The organism is Streptomyces sp. R302 (assembly GCF_012927245.1).
Classification (GTDB): Bacteria; Actinomycetota; Actinomycetes; order Streptomycetales; family Streptomycetaceae; genus Streptomyces.
The window spans coordinates 311,068-330,936 of record NZ_JABBGE010000002.1 but is presented as its reverse complement, the minus strand read 5'-3'; the positions used below and the strand labels follow the sequence as shown (position 1 = coordinate 330,936).

Below are 19,869 nucleotides of genomic sequence, written 5' to 3'. Positions count from 1 at the left end.
GGTCTCGCATGTCATGCCAGGCTCCACGTGAACCTGGTCGGCTCCCGTAGAACCGCAGAGGCGCCCTCGAGATCGGCCAGCCGGGCGGCGAGCGTGGCCTCAGCCAGCCGTGGAGGCAGAGCGGCACTGAACTTGAGGCCGGTCACCGCACGAGGATCAACGGCAGGCAAACAAAGCTGACGGGCGGCCTCCGCGACGGCCTTGCGCCACTCCTCCGCGGTCAGGTCCTCGCGCAGCCGGAGGTAGGCGGAGGTGGGGCGTTGCAGGGGGTCCGTCACCGTCCCGAGGCTGGCGGCCAGGGTCGCGTTGGCGCGATAGCCGGCCCACGTCCACCAACGGACGTTGGTGTCCCTTCGCCCGCGGATGATCAGCGAACCGCCGGGATGCACCAGTTCGGCGTTCGACTCGCGCGCTTGCGCGAGGGCGTTCTCGGCGCGCCGGGTGAGGGCCACAGGGGGATCCGAGCCGAGCAGCACGTCGCGAACGGCCCGGGTGAGATCGTACGAAGACCCTTGAGGGAAGCCGACGCCACCCCAGCGGGCCCGCCCGCCTCCGTCCGCCGGCTCGACGAAACAGCGGCGCCGGGACCAGTCGATGGAGGTGACCTGCCAGCTGCGCCCGGCGAGCAGCAGCCGCCGGGGTCCGACGATCTCGTCCGTCAGCAGGGCGGGGTCCGTCGAACCGATCTCCGTACGGCCGGCCAGAACGGTGAACTCCGGAGCCGCGGTGAACACCGCCGTGAGATCCATGAAATGCCGGTACCCGAAGCGCTTCTCGGCCTCCGGGCCGATGAACAGCAGGCCGCCGTCCTGGTCCAGGAAGCCCTCCGCGACCAGATGACGTACGACCGGGGCGGCGGGCGGACCGAACGGGCCGAGTCCTCCCCACCACTCCTGCCACAGCCGGTCCCCGACCCGATGTTCCTGAAGGCACAGCGCGAGCACCTGCTGAGCCGCGATGTGCCGGGGCTCGGGGGGCGGGGTCACGGGTTCGACCCAGCCACGGCCCCAGAGCAGTAGCAGAGACGCGGCCGACAGCAGTCCGGCCTCGTCGGTGGCGAGGAACAGGCAGTTCCGTACGGATCCCGGCCGACGGCCCGTGCGTCCGAGGCGCTGGAGGAACGAGGCGACGGTGCCGGGCGCGTCGATCTGGACGACCCGGTCCAGGTCTCCCACGTCGATGCCCAGCTCCAGGGTGCTGGTGGAGACGATGACGCAGTCACGGGCCTCGGCGAAGGCGTCCTCCGCTCGTCGGCGCTCGTCTGCGGAGAGGGAGGCGTGGGAGAGGAAGGTGGTCACGCCCTTGGCGCGGAGACTCGCGCCGAGCTCCTCCACCTGCTTGCGCGACTCGCAGAACACCAGACGCTTCTCACCCTGGTGCAGAGCCGCGATGACCGTCGCCGCGTTGGCCAGGGAGCCGACGTAGTCGAGTTGTACCTCGCCCGGCGGTGGGAGCGCCGGAGAGGTCTCACGCAGGTGCGGGGCCACGACCCGGGCGGGCCGCTTGCCGGCGCCCGCTCCCTGGAGCCACTCGAGGAGCTGGTCGGGATTGCCGACGGTGGCGGAGAGTCCGACACGTTGGACGGGTCGTCCGGCGACACGTTCCAGACGTTCCAGCACGGCTAGCAGGTGCCACCCCCGGTCGTCTCCGGCGAACGCATGCACCTCGTCGACGACGATCGCTCGCAGTCCCGAGAAGAAGGCATGGTGGTCGACTTTCGCACTGACCAGCATCGCCTCGAGGGATTCCGGGGTGGTCAGCAGGATGTCCGGCCGCTCGCGCAGAACGCGTCCGCGCCGGGACTGCGCCACGTCACCGTGCCACAGTGCCGCCGTCCGGCCCAGCCAGGAGGCGTACGTCTCCAGCCGGGGAAGCAGGTTGTTCAGGAGCGCCTTCAGCGGGCAGACGTACAGGAGGGACGTGCCGCTCCACCGTTCCCGCTCCATCCTCGACAGCAGCGGGAAGGACGCGGCCTCGGTCTTCCCGCCTGCCGTCGGCGCGAGCAGCACGGCATCGGAGCCGTTCATCAGCGGGGTGATCGACTCCTCCTGGAGCGGGCGGAGCCCGGGCCACCCCAGGGTGTTGACGATGTGGTGGACCAGGCCGGGGTGGAGGAGGTCGAGAGGATCGGCGCCTGCGGTCACGGGAGCTCCAGCTCGACCTCGTCGGCGCTGCCCGCGGCCGCGTTGCGCTCGACCTCGCTCAGCTCCGACGTGCTCACGGTCAGCGCGTAGTGCCGGCGCGGGTCGAAGTCCTCGAACTGATCGATCCGGTCGAGGACGTCACCCACCAGCTTCTTCAGGAACAGCCGTGGTGCCACGCCGACCTTGCCCCCCAGCGCCCCGCCGACGGCCCGGGCCAGATCGGAGATGTACGCGTCGTCGGCGGCCGCGGTCACCCGCTCCGGGGTAGCGGATCCGCCCGCGTAGAGGTCGCGGATGGTGAGACCGAGGGCCACCAGGGAATCCAGGGTGAAGCCCGGCAGACGAAGCTGTACCGCGCGCGGATTGTCGAAGCGAGGATCGGTGGTGAAGTCGGTTGCCAGACGCTGCGCGAGCGGCGCGAGCCGCTGGACGCCCTGCTGCCCGTCGAAGAACGCGGGCGTGCCCGTGATGACCAGATAGAGGCCGGGGAACCGCCCCGAGTGCACCTCGTCGATGAGCTGCCGCAGCGCGTTGAGCGCTTTGTCACGGGCGTCGGAGCGGACCCGCTGCAGGGTCTCCACTTCGTCCAGGACGACGAAGAGGCCGGCGTGCCCGGAGTCGCGCAGCACGGTCAGCAGCCCCTGGAGGAATCCGAACGCGCCGAAATGGTCCAGGTCGCCGCGCACCCCCGCGGCCCTGCGCGCCGAGGCCGCGACATGCGGCTGCCCGCCCAGCCAGGCCATGACGGCCGACGCGGTGGCCTCGTCGCCCTCCTCCTGCGCCTTGCGGTATCCACGCAGCGCGGCGGCGAACGAGGGGGCGTGCCGCGACACCTCGGTCAGCCGGTCCTCGGTCAGCCGGTCGACCTCGTCGGGCAACTTCTCCTCCGGCACACCGGCGGCCAGGGCGTCTTCCTCCAGCGCGTAGAACCACGCGTCCACGACCGGACGGAGAGCACTCGGCGGGAAACCGGGGGTCGCCAGTCGTTCGGTGAGGCGGCGGTAGACGGTCTCCAGCTTGTGCAGGGGCGTCTCGGTCTCGGAGATCTGGATCTCGGCGACGGCGAAGTTCCGGCGCTTGGCGCGCTCGCCCAGCCAGCGGGTGAAGAAGGTCTTGCCGGACCCGTACTCGCCTCGCACAGCCTTGAAGACGGAGGATCCCGACGCGACGGCGTCCAGTTCGGCGTCGAGGGCGGTCTCGAACCTGTCGAGGCCTGTCGCCAGCAGATCGAGCCCGCTCTCGGGTACGGCTCCGCGGCGCAGGGCGTCGATGACATCGCGCCGCCGGGCGGCGCTCACGGAGGCGGGGGGCTGGGGCTGGTCGGTGCTCACACCCCTCAGTGTTCCATTCGCGCGCTGCCTGCCGGGCCGGTCCCCGCTGGGGAGAACCGGCGCTCGGCTGCCGTGGCTGAATACCATTGGAGGCCGTTGTGACAGAGTCCTGAATGTCGGTTGACGTGGCGTGATCGCATGGGTGAGATTGCCCGTTACACCATTCATGCGCCAGGTGAGGGAATAGTCAGAGTGTCCCTTGACAATCCGAAGCTCAGGGACCTTCTCAAGAAGGTCGCCACCGGAGCGTTGCAGCTCCCCGACTTCCAGCGCGAGTGGAAGTGGGACGACGAGCGCATCAGGGCACTGATCGCAACCGTGACCCTCAACTACCCGCTGGGCGTGGCCATGACACTCCAGACGGGCGGTGAGCCCAAGTTCAAGGCCCGGACGCTCAGCGGCGCCGAAGAGGCGTCCGCCGAGACACCGGAGCTGCTGCTCCTGGACGGCCAGCAGCGACTGACCTCGCTCTTCCAGGCGCTCCACAGGGATCAGCCGGTGGAAACGGTCGACGGCCGGGGCAAGGAACTGAAGCGCTGGTACTACATCGACATCGCGAAGGCGATCGGCTCGCCTTCCGAGCGCGATGAAGCCATCGTGTCCGTACCCGAGGACCGTGTCCTTAAGACGAATTTCGCGCGCAGCGTCGTCCTCGACCTGAGCACGATGGGGAAGGAATGCGCGGCGGGGTACTTCCCACTGAACATCGTCTTCGACACGAAGCGCGTGAACGACTGGCAGCGCTCCTACGTGCAGCTCGACGGCGCCAACTGGGACCACTGGTCACTGTTCGCGGAACACGTGCTCCTCCATGTCCAGGCATTCAACGTGCCCATGATCAACCTTCCGGCCCAGACCAGCATGGACGCCGTCTGCGCGGTCTTCGAGCGCGTCAACACCGGTGGCGTGCCCCTGAACGTGTTCGAGCTGCTCACCGCGACGTACGCGGGGAACCAGAAGCACGTGGCGGAGTTCGGCACCTACTACCAGCTTCCGACGGAGTGGGAGCGCCTCAAGACGCGGCTCGCGTCCCGATACCAGGTGCTCGGAAACCTCGAGGCCGGCCTGGACGACGGCCTCAGCAGCAGCGACTTCCTCCAGGCCGTGGCCCTGCTGCGCACCTGGGAGCTGAAGCAGTCCAACCCGCGCACCGCCGTCTCCTGCAAGCGCCGGGACCTGCTGGAGCTGCCCCTCGCGGACTTCCGCCGCCTGGCCCCGCGCATCGCCGACGCCTTCGAGTGGGTCGGCTCCTTCCTGCACAGCCAGTGCATCGTGCGCGGCGCCGACCTGCCGTACCGGACGCAGCTTGTGCCGCTGGCCGCGGTCCGGGCCATCGTCGGAGAGGCGACGGACACCGCGGACGGCGAGGAGAAGATCGCCCAGTGGTACTGGAACGGTGTTCTCGGCGAGATGTACAGCGGTTCGCTCGAAAGCCGCTTCACCCGTGACGTGGAACAGCTTGTCGCCTGGATTCGCCGGGAGCCGGGAGTCGTCCCCGACACGGTCTCGGACGCCGTGTTCCTCACCGATCGACTCGACTCGCTCACCACGCGCAACAGCGCCGCCTACAAGGGGATCTACGCGCTGCTGATCAAGCAAGGGGCGGTGGACTGGTACTTCACCGAGGCGCCGCTCAACGCCGACAAGATCGTGTCCAACAACGTCGACATCCGTCAGATCTTCCCCAAGAACTGGGCGGAGAAGAACTCCAGCCTGCACTTCAAGAAGGTCAACTCCATCGTCAACAAGACGCCGTTGTCCTTCCGCGCCAGCCGCAGCATCGCGGGTCCGCCGGCCTCCTACCTCAAGGCGCTCCAGCTCGAGTCCGGCGTGCGCGAGGAGTGGTTCGACGACATCATCGCTACCCACCTCGTCGACCCGGTCGCGCTCCACGAGTCGGACTTCGACAAGTTCTACGAGGACCGCGCGAGCCAGCTCCTCGAGCTCGTCCAGGCGACGATGGGCAAGCGGACCGTCTTCCGCGGCGAGCCGGCGGGTGAGAGCTGACATGGCGAAGACCCCCTCGGCGCAGCAGCTCCTGGACCTCAAGGGCCAGGACGTCCCGGTTCTGGAACTCCTGGACCTTTTCGACGAACGGGTACGTGACAACCCCACCTGCCTACGCATCCAGCAGACCCTGAATGCCGCCGGACTGTCGACGGTCCCATACTTCGGCACCTGCGCCCGCCGGGCCTCAGTGCACATGGTGGCGCTGGACAGCGCCACCATCGAGCCTGATCCTCAAGCCGATGAGGACGAGGAAGACGCGGAGGAGCCGGAGGACCCCGCCGGTTCCTTGCCCGAGCGACCCCTGAGCATCGGCGATGTCCTCAACGGCGACGGGGTCGATTCTCTGCCGCCGAACTCCCCGCTCAACACGGTCACGCACGTCATGCGTCACAACAACTACTCCCAGCTGCCCATCATCGAGGGGAAGTCCACCCTGCGGGGAGTCGTCACCTGGCGCTCCGTGGCAAGGATGTACGAACAGGGCAGCGTGCCGACACTGGCCAACGCCTCGGAAGCCCCGAGCGACTGGGCGGTGGCCCAGGAGTCCCAGGACTTCTTCGCGCTGCTCCCGATGATCAGTGAGTACGGCTACGCGCTCATCCGGCGCAACGACGGCACGATCGGCGGAATCGTCACGGCCGCGGACATCACGGAGAGGTTCGCGGGTACCGCCCGACCGTTCTTCCTCGTCGGAGAGATCGAGCTGCGGCTCCGCAAATGCCTGGGCACGGCCATCGGTCCCGACGCGATCAGGGCCGTTCAGCGCAAGTACCAGCAGACCGGGCAGATCTCGGACCTCACGTTCGGCGAATACGTGATGCTGATCGACGGTGAGCAGCGGAAGGAGTCGTTGCGGCCCCTGGCGGACCAGAACTGGCTGGCCCTGAAGTGGAGCGGCGCGGATCGGGTGCAGTTCGTGCGTCGGCTGAAGCGAGTGAAGGACATCCGCAACAAGATCGCGCACTTCGATCCCCAGCCGCTTCCGGACCACATGCACGAGGAACTGCACAGGTTCTGCCTGCTGCTGCGTCAGTACGTCACAGACGTGTGAGGTCCCTGGTGGGTTCGGGGCCGGCCCCGAACCCACCAGGTCACCGCAGTCCGAACTGCTCTCTCAGAAGCCCCAGGTTCAACCGCAGGGTGCGCCCGTCCGGCAGGGTCTCCAGGACCTGCACCCCGTCGTAGTTGAGCAACTGGCGCAGCACCGCGGCGAAACCCTCCACCCTCCGCGAGGCCGGAAGGCTGACCCGCTGTGCCAACGCGGTCATCGGCAGCGTGCCGCCCGCGTCGATCAACGCGCGTACGGCCTGCTCCACCCGCCCGAGGTCCGGCTTCCGCGCCAGCATGTCCACCTGGGACGTGAAGACCTCGGACGCGAGCAGAGCGGTGACGAGGGCATCGTCCGGTGACACCGGCTGTACGGCCAGCAGCGTCTCGTCGTCCGGCGACGGGACCAGCGCCACATCGAACAGCGAGTCGTGGCTCTTGGCCAGCGCCGCCTCGTCCTTCGCGCGCCTGGTCGACGGCTTGGGGGCCGGGACCTGCTTGGCCACCGGCCGCTGCTGCGACCGTACGGGGGCGTCGCCGCCCAGGTGCCACCACGACGGCTGCGGGTGTCCGAGCTCCCGCCAGCCCTTCGGCGGCGTGGCGCCGAAGGGCAGGAACGCCATCACCGGAATCGTGACCTCGGCCAGCGCGGCCCCACCGTGATACCCGGCCCGCTGAGCGCTGTAGCGTGCGTCCGCGTTCCAGAGCGCCACGATCTCGCCGCCCGGCTCCGGGTCGACGACACGAGGCCCGGACAGCGCGATCTCCGCCTCGGACAGCGGCTGCCCGGGCAGGCGATGCCGCGCCGACTCCACCCCCGTGGCATGCACACGTACGCCATAGCGGTCGACGACATGACCGTGGTCGCTGGTCATCAGCACGGCCCGGCCCTCGGCCGCGGCATGCCGCAGCAGCGACCGCAGTGCTCCTATCTGGTCGAGACGCCACGCGCCGTCACCGAGCTTCTGCTCGCTCGCCAGCCGGTCGTCGACGGTGTTGAGCACGACGGCGACATGGGTCTGCTCGCCGGCGAGCGCCTCGAGGAGTTCGGGGCCGAGCCAGTCGCCCCCGCTGTCGGCACGCAGATCGTCCTTGTGGAAGACCGCCGCCCGCGTGCCGCCCCAGAACCTGTGCGCCGGGAACAGTCGCTTCTCGTCAGCCTGGTCGCCTCGCATGAGCCGGGCGGCGAACAGCGACGTACGCGACACCGCGGTCACGGTCGGCAGCGCGGCTGCCATCGCTCGCCGTCGAGGCGCCTCCTTCGCCCCGGGCAGCGGGTCGTATTCCGCCCAGTGCTCGCGCAGCTCCTCGCCGAGTTCCGCGGCGATGGCAGCGCTCATTCCGTCGAGGACCAGCAGAAGGATCCGCCGCTCCCCGGACTTCACCAAGGGAGCGACGACCCTCGGCAGGAAGCTCTCCACCGTCAGCATCTCGCCCGCGTCCCGGCCACCCTCGGTCCAGACCGCCAGCATGCCGGCGAACTCCCGGTCGATCTCCCGTCGCTTCTCCCGGACAGCGGCACACAGCGAGTCGTACGCGGACTTCAGCATGGGATCGGGATCGCCACCGGCCTGTACGTGCTCGAGCGCCATGTCGACCCAGCCGGTCTCGTCGACGTGCCGCTCGAGCGCGCCCGACAGATTCGGCGCCCGGGTCTCGGGCTCGGATGCCAGCCACTGGGCCAGCCGCTGCGCCATGCGGGCCCGCCCGATGCGGACCTGCTCGTCCGTGTCGGCAGCCAGCCGATGCCCGCCCAGAAGGTCGAGGGCCTGCAGGGTCCGCTCGGTCGCTCCCGACCGCAGGGCCTCGCCGACCTCCGAGAACCGGGCCTCCAGACCTGCCCGCAGCACCGGGCTCCTGCGCTCGGCCGCCTCCGCGCCGAACTGCCGTACCAGTGTCGCGGCCCGGTCCAGGACCGTGCCGGTGATCCTCCGCGCGTCCGCCGCCGACTCGCCGAACTCGGCATGCCTCGAGCGCCCGGCGAGCAGCAGCCCGGACACGAACTCCTCGCAGGCCCGCCCGAAGGCGGCGGCCAGCCGGTCGAAGGCATCACCCTGCGCGGGCGGCCTCTCCCCGAACCAGCGCTCGGCCCGCCCGCGTGCCCGGTAGATCTCGGGATCCGCCTCCGCGTCGACGTGTTCCCACAGCGCCGCGCACAGCAGCCCGAAGGCCACGGCGTCCGGCCCGTGCTCGGCCTCCACCAGGGAGAGCAGCGCCTTGCCTGCCTCTCCCGCCTGCTCCTCCCCGGCGAGGAAGCGAGCCAGCCCCCGGCGTTCCGCCGCCCGCAGGGCCAGAAAACGGTCCGGTCCACCCGGCCGCAGCGACCAGCGCAGAAGCGCGGGCACATCGAGGACGTCGTCGGCGTCCGTCAGCGCCACGGCGGGATCCCGGTCGGGGTCGTATCGGCCGATGCCGAGCCGCCGCAGTGTGAGCGCAGCCAGCGCCTCGTTCCGGGACAGCACACCGCCGCCGCGGGTCGGCCAGCCACCAGGCGGGGCGGCGTCGAGCAGTGCCTCGGCGGCCCAGTTGTCGTCGAGCAGCCGACCGTCGGTGTCGATCGCCCCGAAGGACTGGCGTACGACGTCCCAGGTGTCGACGGCGTTGACGCGCTGCTTGTGCACCTTGGCCAGCAGATCCGGCCCGAGCTCCGCCTCCTCGCGGTCGGTCAGGACGACCAGCACATCGGGCCCGGCGGCCTTCGGCGCCAGATGGTCCAGGACGAATTCGTACACGGCCAGCGGCGACGGCGCCGCCACGACCCGCGCACGCCGGCTCTCGCCCCAGGTGAGCTCGGCAGGGCCGTCCCACTGCGGGGCGCCTCGCAGCAACACGGCCCGCCGCTTGCCCGGCCGGAGACTCGACGCGGACGCCAGATACTGCGTGACGGTGGCCGGGTACAGCCGTACCGCGCTGGTCGAGGCAGCCGCAGAGGTCACTCCACCACCCGCCAGGAGATCTCGACGGTCGCGTCCGGCTCGGACTCCATCAGCTCGGCCAGCTCCGCACGAAGCTCGGCGAGCGCCTGCGACGCCTTGGTCCGGCCGCCACCCGAGCGGCGCGTGGCACGGCCGGGCGCCGGGTGGCTGGTGGGCACCGGCGGGTGGCTGGTCTCGGTGCTGAGGTCCACCTCGTTGGGCGTGCGGGGACCGACGGGCTCCGGTGCGACCGGGACCGGCGGCTGCGGCGCGGGAGCGGCGGCGGCCTGGCTGCGCCGGATCACCTCGATGATCGACTTTCCGGCCCGCTCCAGCTCGTCCTTCAGGTTCTCGGTGCGCTGGTCGGCCTGGGCCGCGCGGCGCAGCCGCTCGAGGACTGCCTCGCCCTCGGGGCCGTAGCTGGGCGCGAGCTTGAGCATGTCCCACACCGTGGTGGCCAGAGCGGAGGCGACGGTCTGCGCCTGCTTGATCGAGGCCCCGTAGCGGCCTGCGGACACCTCGCCCAGGTCGAAGCCGGCGAAGGCCGTGATGACCTGCTTGGCCGCCGCCGCGCCACCGGCCGCCCCCCGGTCCATGCCCTTCAACTCGTCGAGCAGGTCGCGCGAGCGCCGGGCCAGCGCGAGCCGGCCGGCCTCGTCGGAGCCGTCCAGGCCGAGAAGTATGGCGTGCTTCTCCAGCTCCGTGACCAGTGTGTCCGCGGGCTGCTGGTACTCCCGGGCCTTGCCCAGGATCTGGCGTGCGAACTGGCCGACGATCCGGCCGCGGCGCAGCGTGGGCGGCTTCTCCCCGAACATGTCCCAGTACCGGCGCCCCGCCTCCTCCCAGACCGACTCGTCCGGCAGCGGCTGCGAGCGCAGGGCGTCGATCGGCTTGATGGACGACAGTTCCGGCGCAGGGTCGAGCAGGGCCCCGGACCGCACCCAGACCCGGTCGTCCATCTCGGCGTACGAGGCGATCACCAGGTTGGCGAGGAAGGTTTCGAGGCCCATCGGCTCGGGCCGGTCGATCCAGTCGGTGAGCTGTACGACGCTGAGGTCGCCGGGCCCGCCGTCGGTACGGGCCTGCAGCGCGAAGTGCTCGACCCAGCGGTTGGACAGCCGGAAGTACGCCTCCTTCTGCTGGCCGAGGCCGAGGGGCGCGGCGATCCGCCGCATGGCGTCGCGGTCCTTGTTCGGGATCTCGGCCTGCCGGTCGCCGGCTTCGACGGCGGCCCGGATGTAACCGAAGACGGTTCGCGCGTCGGCGGGCCGGACCGCGGTCTTCCTGCCTTCCGGGTCAAGATCGGGGTGGGCGGGGAACTGCTGAGCGAGCAGCTTCGACGCGATGTGACGGGCGGCGTCACTGAGAGACTGCCCGATGGAGACCCGCAGGTCGGGCACCTCACGCAGCGACTCGAAGTGATCGTTGAACGACACGTTGACATCCGCCGGCGCCTTGGCCGCCAGCCCGTACGCCTGCTTGAAGGCCGCCTTCACCGACTTGACGAGCGAATTCCGCTGCCCCTCGAGCAGGCCCTTGGCGCGCGCCCGGTTGTCGGCGTTGAGGTGCTGCGCGTACATCGTGTCGAAGCGGCGCGGATCGGCGAGCGCGTAGTCGATGGTGACCAGGCGCTCGAAGTCCTTGTAGCGGGCCGCCGAGAGGTGCGTGGGGATCCAGGCCACGGTCCGGGGCGGCATGCCGGGCCGCTCGCGGAGCTTCTGCATCCGGTTGACGTCGTCGCGGGGGCCGAACTCGCCCTCGTCGTAAGGCAGATCGACCACCAGTCGCCACAGCCCCTCCTGGCTGGGGGCGAGATCGTGGTCCGGCAGCTGGTCGGTGTCGGCGATGTAGCCGAAGACGACCTCGACGGTCCGGTTCGAGCCTCGCCAGACGAGCCGGAGATCGTCCGCGTCGCTGAGCTGTTCCTGCCGCTCGACTCCCAGCTCCTCCTCGAGGAGCCGCCGGGCGAGCGCGAGTCGGTTGTTCCGGTTGTTGTTGGCCTTGGCGTTGGCAATGACGGAGTCCACGTCCACGCCGGCCAGCTCGAGGCGCACGCCCGGATTGGCGGTGGTGCCCGTCGGCTTGATCTCGGCGAAGTTGGCGGCCCACTCGTCGACCTTCGCCTTGATGACGCCGACCTCGGCGCCGGGGATGGGCGAGACCACCGAACCGTGGTTGAGCGCGCCGAGCCGCCGGATCGTGAGGTCGCGCAGCGCCGGAACGCTCGGCGCGAGAGCGGACAGCAGCAGGGTGCACATCAGCCGGTTGTCGCCGATGAAGCCCTTGCAGCGGTTGAGCAGCTGCGGATCGGTGATACTGCCGGGCCGGTGCCGGTAGCGCTCGATGTCCTCCTCGGTGACCTCGTACGTGGCGAGGAGGTGCGGGCGCAGCTTGGACCGGTACAGCTTGTCGGCAGCCTTGAACTCCACCTTCAGCGCGTCCACGAACGGCTTGTCGCCGCCGTCCGCGATCACCGGATAGAGATCGCCGAGAGGGATCAGCTGTTCGAGCGTGGCGTCGTCGCGGTGGTTGGCGAGCAGCTGGCCCATGAGCTTCAGACCGGTGCGGGAACGCTGCAGGGCCGAGGAGATGTGGACGAGGGTGTCCATGAAAGCGGGGGAGAAGGGGTACGTCAGCCGGAACGAGTCCTCGTCCGCACCGGTCGTGCCCTCCTCGGACCCGAGCAGCACGTCCCACACCTGCGGCCCGACCCGCTTGATCTTCGCGAAGGCCGCGTCGAGCTTGGCGGCGGCCTCGGCGTTCTTCGGCCTGAGGAGCCGGGCGTGGGCGATCTGCGGGAGGTTGCGGTCCTCGAGGGTGATCTTGTCGAAGCGACCGGAGGCAAGGTTGAGGCTGTCCTGGATCGCGGTCTCGGCCGCGCCGGAGGTCTCCTCGCCGACGAGCTCACGCAGGTCGCGCTGGCGGGCGATGAAGGAGACGATCGGGATCGCCCGGCGCGAGTCGGCGCCCTCGACGAAGTTCGTGATCTTGTCCGCTTCGCGGGAGACGAACTTCTGGTCGTGGATGCGGTTGGCGAGCCAGAGGATCAGCTCGTCCATGAAGAGGATCAGCCCGTCGTACCCGAGCGACTTCGCGTGCTCGGCGATCACGGCGAGGCCGGCGTCGAGCGAGATGAACCCGTGCTCGTCCTCGGCGGCGTTCTTGGCGAAGCCGGGGAACCAGGTGGCGCTGGCGTCGTGGACGAGCTTGGCGCGCAACTCGGCAGGGGTGGTCGGGTTGACCAGGTTGAGGTTGACCTCGCCGCCGTCCAGCTCCTCGGCGGAGAGGGCGGTGTCGAGGTGGGCGGGCGTCCAGGCGAAGGAGTCGCCCCACTCGTCCTCGTCGTCGGCTGCGGCGGAATCGACTTCCGTCTCGGCGCCGCTGAGACCGTTGATGAAGGCGTCGTCGCCCATGCGGAGACGGTGCGACCGGATGTCCTCGAAGAGGGCGTCGGTCCGGTAGACCTGGGGGATGGGCGCGTCCGGGTGCAGCGCCCGCACGTGGCTGACGTACCCGCCGAGGACGCGCTGCTCGAGGGACTTGGCGCCGAGCATGTGGTACGGGACGAGCAGGAACCGCTTCCGCTCGGTGCCCAGCCACTCGTGCTTCGCGAGGACGGGATCGAAGTCGGCTCGGGCGCGGGCCGCCGGGGCGCCTCGGAGGAGGGCGTGCAAGACGGCCATGAAGTGCGACTTACCGGAACCAAAGGATCCGTGGAGGTAGGCGGCCTTCGAGGTGTGTCCGTCGAGGGCGGCCTTGATCAGCCCGAGGGCCTCGTCGAAGTTCTCCAGGAGCCGCTCGGTGACGACGTAGTCGCGCAGCGCACGCTCGGTGCCCTCCTCGGTGACCGCCTCGGCGAGCTTCAGGACGAAGTCGGAGGTGGAGATCGACGTCTTGATGTCGATGACATCGCGGAGCATGGGGGCCGTGGCGGCGGTCGGGGCCATGTCTGTCTCGCGTCTCCTGTTGTCTCCGGCGTGTACGTACGGGCGACAGGGTGACGGATGGCGCGGGCGGCACCCCGAGCTTCACGCGCGGTGCGCGTACGGTCTCGGGGAGTGCCTGTCGACCGGCGTTCCTGCTGTCACGGCCTGTGGCCCGCCTCGATCGTAACCGGTGGGGGTGACACGGCGGGGGTGTAAGGGGCGGCGGGTCAGCCCAGGTGAGAGAGGAAGACGCGCCATGCCTGGGGGGTGAAGGCGAGGGCGGGGCCGGCGGGACGCTTGCTGTCGCGGACGGGGACTAGGTGGGGGAGGTTGGGGGCGACCTCTACGCACTCGTTGTTCCCACCGCTGTACGTGCTGGTGCGCCACTTCGCGCCCGTCAGGTCCGGCGTTCCGTGGCGTCCGCTGATCATGGTCTGTGCTCCTTGGCCCTGCGCTGGATGACAGCACGGGATTCCACAGGAGAAAGAGCGGATGTGCGCGCGGCATCGAACAGGTCCTGGTAGCGAGAGACCTCGGCCTCCCTCTCCAACCAGATGGAGCCGGTCGGGTTGTCCGCCAGCACCACGTCGAGCGCCCCCTCCTCACGGAACCCCAGCACTACGTACGGCCCGAACATACTCGCATGCGCTCCGCGGGAGAACGGCAGCACCTGGATGGTCACGTTGGGGAACTCGGCGGCGGCCAGCAGGTGCTCCAGCTGTTCCCGCATAACCTGCCCTCCACCGACTTGCTGCAGCAGCACACCCTCGGAGAGGACGGCCCAGAGCTCCAGCGGAGAGTCACCCGTGAGCCGCTCCTGGCGAGCGAGGCGCACTTGGACGAACTTCTCGATCTCGTCGCCTGTCTGCCATTGCTGGGAGGCCACGGTCACGGCCCGGATGTAGTCCGGAATCTGGAGGAGCCCAGGGATCAGCTGCGCCTGGAAGGTGCGGATGGAGCCCGCCATGGCTTCCAAGGCGATGTAGTCGCGATAGGTGTCCGCCAGTACGGACCCGTACTGGTTCCACCATCCCTCCCTGCGGCGCCGGTTGGCCTTCCTGGCCAGGGCGCTCAGTCGAGTCCGTACGTCTTCGTCGGACACCCGATAGGCGTGCAACATCGCAGTGAGGTCCGGCAGTCGGACAGCCACCCGGCCGTTCTCGATACGGCTGATCTTGCCCTTGGTGCAATCGAGCGCCTCCGCCGCTTGGGCGGTTGTGAGTCCGGAAGCCTCCCGCAAACGGCGCAGCTCATCGCCGAGTTGGCGGCCAAGGACCGTTGACGCGTTCGTGGTGGCGCTCTTCGCAAGCATGGCAACACGTCTAGCAGAGCGAGAGCCTCTAGGGGGTTGGATTAACTCGAAAAGGCGAACTTTGATTCCAACTCAATCTGCAACGTTGCAGATTCGTGTGATGTCGGGCCATCCTCCTGGTCATGGCACCGGCTACTCGATGTCGGTGGACCGTTGACCCTCAGGGGGTTGCACCATGACCACACTCAACGAAGTCGCCTTCCGCCTTTCCCGCCGCCCCCGCAGCGCGCCCAGAGCGAGGGCGGTGCTGCACGCGGTGCTGGGGGACTGGGGCGCGGGCCAGGACATCGCGGAAACCGCGGTGCTCGTCCTCTCCGAGCTCGTCACGAACGCGCTGTGCGTGCGCGTGCCCAGCGACCGGCAGGTGGGCATCCGGATCGCGCACACCACGACGGACGGGCTCCTCCGCCTGGAGGTGAGCGACGCGGGGGAGGGGTGCCCGGAGATCCAAGAGCCCGGGGAGTACGACACCCAGGGGCGAGGTCTCCAGATCGTGGACGCACTCACGTACAGGTGGGGCGTCAGCCCCCGCGCCGGCGGAATCGGGAAGACGGTCTGGGCGGAGCTGAAGGCTCCGGAGCTGACACCTCCGCCGAGGACGACAGAGGTCGCGGCCGTCACCGTGCGGGCGGGGCAGTCCGTACGGGTGTGGGGCCAGTGGCGCACGGTTCAGAGCGTGGAAACGGAGCGGTACGCGACGGGCGGGCTGGCGGTCGTGCTGCGACTGGACGACGGGCCACTGCTGAGGGTGCCTGCGGCGGAGCCGCTGGCGGTACGGATGCTGCCGTAGCGTGAAACGCGCAGTCGTCTCGATCACATCCTGCCCCGTACTCGCTCCACGCAGGCGATGGAGAAGCCATCTTGGCCGGACCGACCTCCCACCCCATCCCTGTCCGTCGCGGACACCTGCGCGTAGTCGCAGAGAAGATCGAGCAGGCGACGGGCGTGCGCGTGGAGATCATCGGGGGACAGCTCGTGGTGTCCCCGAGCCCCAGCGGCAAGCACGCTGGGATCGTCATCGACCTGCGCGACGCCATCCGTCCCGGCCTCGCCGCCACGTACGAGGCGTACGAGAACGTCTCCGTCCCCATGCCCGGGGATCCGGACGACTACTCGATCCCGGACCTGTCCATCGGGCCGCGCTCGTTCAAGGACGAGGACGGCTGGTTGCTGGACGCGGACGCTGTCGAGCTGGCGGTGGAGGTGATTTCGCGGGGCGAGCGGCTGAAGGGCATCAACGAGATGACCGCCTGGTACGCGGTCGCGCGTGTTGCCCGGCTGCTGCGGATCGATCCGCGTACGGGCACGCGGTCGTTGTCCACCCGTCCGGGAGAGGGCGAGTACAGGGCGGTTGCCCACGGGAAGTACGGCGAGGAGGTGCCGCTCCCGGAGGAGCTGGGAGGCGACCTCACCACGATGGGCCTACCGCTCTACGGCGCGCAGCCGGGGCGCTGACGACGGTGGTTCCTCCTCCCGCTCGGGGGAGGAGGAACCACCGTCAGGGCTCAGCCCTTGGCGGGCCGTCGGCCTCGGCGGGCCGCAGCCGGGGGTCGCCACGCCCGCAGGTCGTCGTCGGTCAGGCCGAGTTCGCCCTGCTTGGCGGCTCGGTAACCCTCGAAGAAGGCCGCGGGGGAGCCGCCATACAGGCCGTCGAACTCGTTGTGCCACTGGGTGAGCCAGGGCTGCAGTTCGAGGAGGCCGGCGAGGAGCGGGGTCAGTTCCTCGGCGGACAGCTCGTCGTGGACGGTGAAGTACGTGGACAGTGCCTGTGCCTGCTCACGGTGATCCCAGCCGGCCCAGCCGAAGAGCTGAGGTGTACCGGAGGTCGCCCCGGTCGCGTACGAGATGAACCGCTCCTTGGGCACGTCGAGCTTGCCGCGCGCACGCCAGTAGGAGGGCTTGAGGAAGTCCGCCGAGGTGTACTTGGGCGGTACGGGAATCGAGTCGCGGATCTTCCGCTTCTCGAACTCGTCGGTCTCCGCGTCCTCCTTCCGCTGCAGGTCCCAGACGTGCTCCCAGTCCGCGCGCTTCTTGAGGGCGGCGGGCTTGTAGCGCAGGACGGCGAGGAAGGGGACGTGCTCGTCGGAGAGGAGGTCGGATACGACGGTCGCGAGTTCCTGGCGGGGGGCGTAGATCTCGGCAACGGACACGAAGTCCTCGTCGCGCGAGAGCACGTCGGTGACCTGGTTGAGGGTGAGGATGGTCGGCTGACCGTTCTCGTCGAACCAGTACTCGCGCGTCTCGATCCGGTCGAGCAGCCATGCCTTGAGCGCCCGCTCCTGGAGCACGTCCCAGCCCTCGGTTGCCCAGCGGCGCTTGTACTCGGGCCGCTCGATCATGCCGATGGCACGGCTGTTCTCGATGGCGTCGATGCGCTTCTGCACGACGGCCTTGTACGCGTCGGACCAGTGGTCGGGCATCTCGGTGATGGGGGTCGACCCATGCCGCTTGAACCACTCACCCGAAGCCTCGCCGGCCTCGACCCGCCGCGCCAGCACGATCTCAAAGGCCCGCTCACCAAGCGAAAGCTCAGGCACCTCAGCTTCGGGTGCCCGCAGGTCCTCGGGATGCAGGTTGTAGAGCGAGTACACCTGCCAATCCAGCTCCTCCTGGAGCGCGATCATCCGGGCTCGACAAGCCGCCCACTTAGCGCAGGCGTTGTGGAAGTCGCTATTCGTAGGAGTGGGGACAGAGAGGGCGGTCAGCGCTGAAGGGCTGACCGCCGCATGCTCTTGTGCCAGGGATTCAAGAGAGCTAGCAAGGCGGGTGGGATAGTTCCGCGGAAGTGGGAATTGTTGGAGCTTTGTACCGGTGAACTCGTAGAAGTCTTCAAACGGGATTGTAGACTGTCGCGCACCCTGAGAATCCACGGTGCTTCCCTTGTTGTGGCTTACCTGCTTAAGCCAGAAGCAAGCGGTGGAGCTGTTAAGTAGTCCAAGCAGTCGCAGATGCTCGTCTTTGCTTGCCTCCTTCCGCAGCTTGATAAGTGGCGCCGACCTGTTAAATGCCTTCCCGTCTCGATCCAACGTAAAGTGGTTGTGTGTAGATACGAATGAGAACGCGATCGACCAATTATGTGCTGCCTCATCCTTGGGAAGCTGATGCCACTCCCACCAAGGGCGTCCATCTCCGAAGTAGGTTCCTCTAGAGAAGGTGGCGCGATTTCCTAGCTCTGTGCGGTTGGGCCAAAGCCATCGAGCCAGTCGGGGGAAGGATGCTAGTTGTGAGAGGTTACGGTTCATGTCGTAGGGATGGAACGCGAGATCGCCGGCAGCGAAGTCAAAGTCCCGTACTTCATCCCCGACTACGAGTTGTCTCACCGCAGCGCTCTCCGCGTTGATCCGCTGAAAGGCTCGCGGCGGTGCAGCCATGGCGTCGTCTGCCCCCATGATGCCGTAGAACCCTATCCGGGCGATATCTCGATTCAGCCTCCCCTGCTTCGCCTGGTCGATTCTATGAATCATCTCCAAGCCGCCGTCGGTGAGAATCCATGGCTGCTTGCCAAAGCTGGTCTCGCGGTTTAGGTCGCTCACGGAAACCCAGCGATTGGATGGATGGTCAGGGGTGTCGATGTGACTCTTGATCGCCTTCCAGACCAACCCTTCCTGCCCCCTCTCTGGTGTGGACGGCTCGCCCTGCACGCTACGTACAGTGCGGATCGTCTCGCCTCGCCTACTGCCAGCACGCCGTCGGCCAACCAAGATCACGGTTGGTGTTCCGTGGCCTGGAATGTAGGCGCCAGAGGTGTCGATAACCTCCATAAGTTCAACTTTGTGCGCGAAGTATTCTTCGATCAGCTTGGTGCCGAACTCTCTCTTCATGAACGAGTTGGCGGTGATCTGTCCGACCATCCCGTACCCGCGCCCGTTAGGCTCTCCCGCCTTCGCCAACTGGAAGAACCGCTCGGCAAAGGGTACCGACAATGCGTACTTGCCCGCGCAGGACTTGTACAAGTCCCGGTACAGTGCGTTCAGCTTCTTATCCTTGACGGTGATGTAGGGCGGGTTCCCCACCACCACGTCATACCGCCCCTGCTCCAAGATCCCCTTGAATTCCTCCTCGTGGATGTCCTCTGTCGCATACGAGAACTCCGCCAGCTTGTCCGTCTCATCCGTAACGAACTCGAGTTCACCCTGCAGCCCCGTTGTCCCTAGGATGCCGAGCTCCGTCTGACGCACCTTGATCAGCGAGTCGCCCACTGCCAGGTGCACCGGCCAGTCGTACTGCGACGCTTCCCCCAGCGTCCGCACATTCGCCGCCGCCATCGCCGCCATCAGCAACCGGAATCGCGCGATGGCCACCGCGAACGGGTTGATATCGACACCGTGCACCGCGTCCAGCGCCATCCGCACCCGCGCGTGCAGCTCCATGCCCGGCTGCCGCTCGGCCAGCAGCCGCACCATCCTCCGGAATGCGCCGAGCACGAAGTGACCCGACCCGCACGTGGGGTCGATCATCTTCAGCTCGCCGACGCGCCCGCCCATCTCCCGCACCACCGGCCCCATCGTCCGGTCGAGGATGAACTCCTCCACGAACTCCGGCGTCTGCAGCAGCGCGTACGTCTTCCGCGCGGCCTCTGACAGGTCCTGGTACAGGTCCCCCAGGAACCGGGTGTCCCACCCCTCCGTGCCGTCCTCGTTCAGAGGGTCGGTGAAGTCGTGGACCAGCCGGCCCGCCTCGTCCCGCTCCCGCCAGAACTCCACCAGCGCCCGCGCGCCGTCGTGCGAGATCGGGATCTGGTACAGCGGGTTGCGCTGCCGGTTGAACAGCAGCTTGCCGGCCTCGCCCTCACCGATCTCCTTGAAGGCCCGCTCCAGCCAGCCACGGAACGTCGGGTCCTGCTCCTCCTCCACGTACTGCGCGTACCGCGCCTCCGCCAGGTCGCGGCGCTCCTCGTCCGGGCCCGCCAGGTACGGCTCGGGGATCAGCAGGTTGTCCTCGCAGAAGCGGACGAACACCGTGCCGAGGACCCACGCCACCGCCACCTGCGTGATGCGGCCGGAGATCTGCGGGGTGCCGTACAGCCACGAGTTCCACGACTCCGCCGTACGCCCCAGCGAGAACGCCCGGTCGTGCTCGTTCAGCAGCCGTCCGGCCACGCGAATGCGCTCGGCGCGGTCGTCCGCGTACTCGGCGAGGCGGGGCTCCAGCCAGGCGTCCCACTCGACCGTCCCCCGGGGGTCG

Annotated in this window: 11 protein-coding genes; 4 read left to right on the top strand and 7 right to left on the bottom strand. The window is 68.6% G+C overall.

The features are described 5' to 3' along the window. Positions 1-11: 11 nt before the first annotated feature. Together HHL19_RS07320 and brxD are read right to left on the bottom strand one after the other, a co-directional pair. A complete protein-coding gene (locus HHL19_RS07320) occupies positions 12-2,144 on the bottom strand; it encodes a DEAD/DEAH box helicase (protein WP_169086818.1) in 2,133 nt (710 codons plus the stop codon). Further along, positions 2,141-3,475 carry a BREX system ATP-binding protein BrxD gene (gene brxD, locus HHL19_RS07315; RefSeq protein ID WP_169086816.1) on the bottom strand — a complete coding sequence of 445 codons (1,335 nt, stop codon included), beginning with the start codon at positions 3,473-3,475 and terminating at the stop codon, positions 2,141-2,143. The genes HHL19_RS07320 and brxD overlap by 4 nt, the downstream gene beginning before the upstream one ends. Positions 3,476-3,667: 192 nt before the next feature. Here brxD and HHL19_RS07310 point away from each other — a divergent pair, with 192 nt between their 5' ends. Together HHL19_RS07310 and HHL19_RS07305 are read left to right on the top strand one after the other, a co-directional pair. Then, on the top strand, positions 3,668-5,482 hold the full coding sequence (locus HHL19_RS07310) for a DUF262 domain-containing protein (RefSeq protein ID WP_346768524.1): 1,815 nt from the start codon (positions 3,668-3,670) through the stop codon (positions 5,480-5,482). A gap of 1 nt (position 5,483) precedes the next feature. Further along, the gene (locus HHL19_RS07305; RefSeq protein WP_169086812.1) at positions 5,484-6,536 is read left to right on the top strand and encodes a CBS domain-containing protein; all 1,053 of its coding nucleotides are present in this window, start codon (positions 5,484-5,486) and stop codon (positions 6,534-6,536) included. Positions 6,537-6,576: 40 nt separating this feature from the next. On the opposite strand, the gene pglZ is transcribed toward HHL19_RS07305, so the two are convergent. The 4 genes from pglZ to HHL19_RS07285 all read right to left on the bottom strand — a co-directional run bounded on the left by pglZ (position 6,577) and on the right by HHL19_RS07285 (position 14,685). Beyond that, positions 6,577-9,468 (bottom strand): BREX-2 system phosphatase PglZ, encoded by a 2,892-nt coding sequence (gene pglZ, locus HHL19_RS07300; RefSeq protein WP_169086810.1) that lies wholly within the window; start codon positions 9,466-9,468, stop codon positions 6,577-6,579. After that, positions 9,465-13,394 (bottom strand): phage resistance protein, encoded by a 3,930-nt coding sequence (locus HHL19_RS07295; protein WP_169086808.1) that lies wholly within the window; start codon positions 13,392-13,394, stop codon positions 9,465-9,467. The genes pglZ and HHL19_RS07295 overlap by 4 nt, the downstream gene beginning before the upstream one ends. Positions 13,395-13,600: 206 nt before the next feature. Further along, positions 13,601-13,804 (bottom strand): DUF397 domain-containing protein, encoded by a 204-nt coding sequence (locus tag HHL19_RS07290; protein WP_169086806.1) that lies wholly within the window; start codon positions 13,802-13,804, stop codon positions 13,601-13,603. Next, on the bottom strand, positions 13,801-14,685 hold the full coding sequence (locus HHL19_RS07285) for a helix-turn-helix transcriptional regulator (protein WP_169086804.1): 885 nt from the start codon (positions 14,683-14,685) through the stop codon (positions 13,801-13,803). The genes HHL19_RS07290 and HHL19_RS07285 overlap by 4 nt, the downstream gene beginning before the upstream one ends. Positions 14,686-14,860: 175 nt before the next feature. On the opposite strand from HHL19_RS07285, the gene HHL19_RS07280 reads away from it, so the two are divergent. Further along, the gene (locus HHL19_RS07280; RefSeq protein ID WP_169086802.1) at positions 14,861-15,475 is read left to right on the top strand and encodes an ATP-binding protein; all 615 of its coding nucleotides are present in this window, start codon (positions 14,861-14,863) and stop codon (positions 15,473-15,475) included. Positions 15,476-15,546: 71 nt separating this feature from the next. Beyond that, positions 15,547-16,140, top strand: a complete 594-nt coding sequence (locus HHL19_RS07275; RefSeq protein ID WP_169086800.1) for a Uma2 family endonuclease — start codon at positions 15,547-15,549, stop codon at positions 16,138-16,140. A gap of 50 nt (positions 16,141-16,190) precedes the next feature. Here the strand turns inward: HHL19_RS07275 and pglX are convergent, their stop codons facing one another. Beyond that, positions 16,191-19,835 carry a BREX-2 system adenine-specific DNA-methyltransferase PglX gene (gene pglX / locus HHL19_RS07270; RefSeq protein ID WP_240981499.1) on the bottom strand — a complete coding sequence of 1,215 codons (3,645 nt, stop codon included), beginning with the start codon at positions 19,833-19,835 and terminating at the stop codon, positions 16,191-16,193. Positions 19,836-19,869 lie beyond the last annotated feature (34 nt).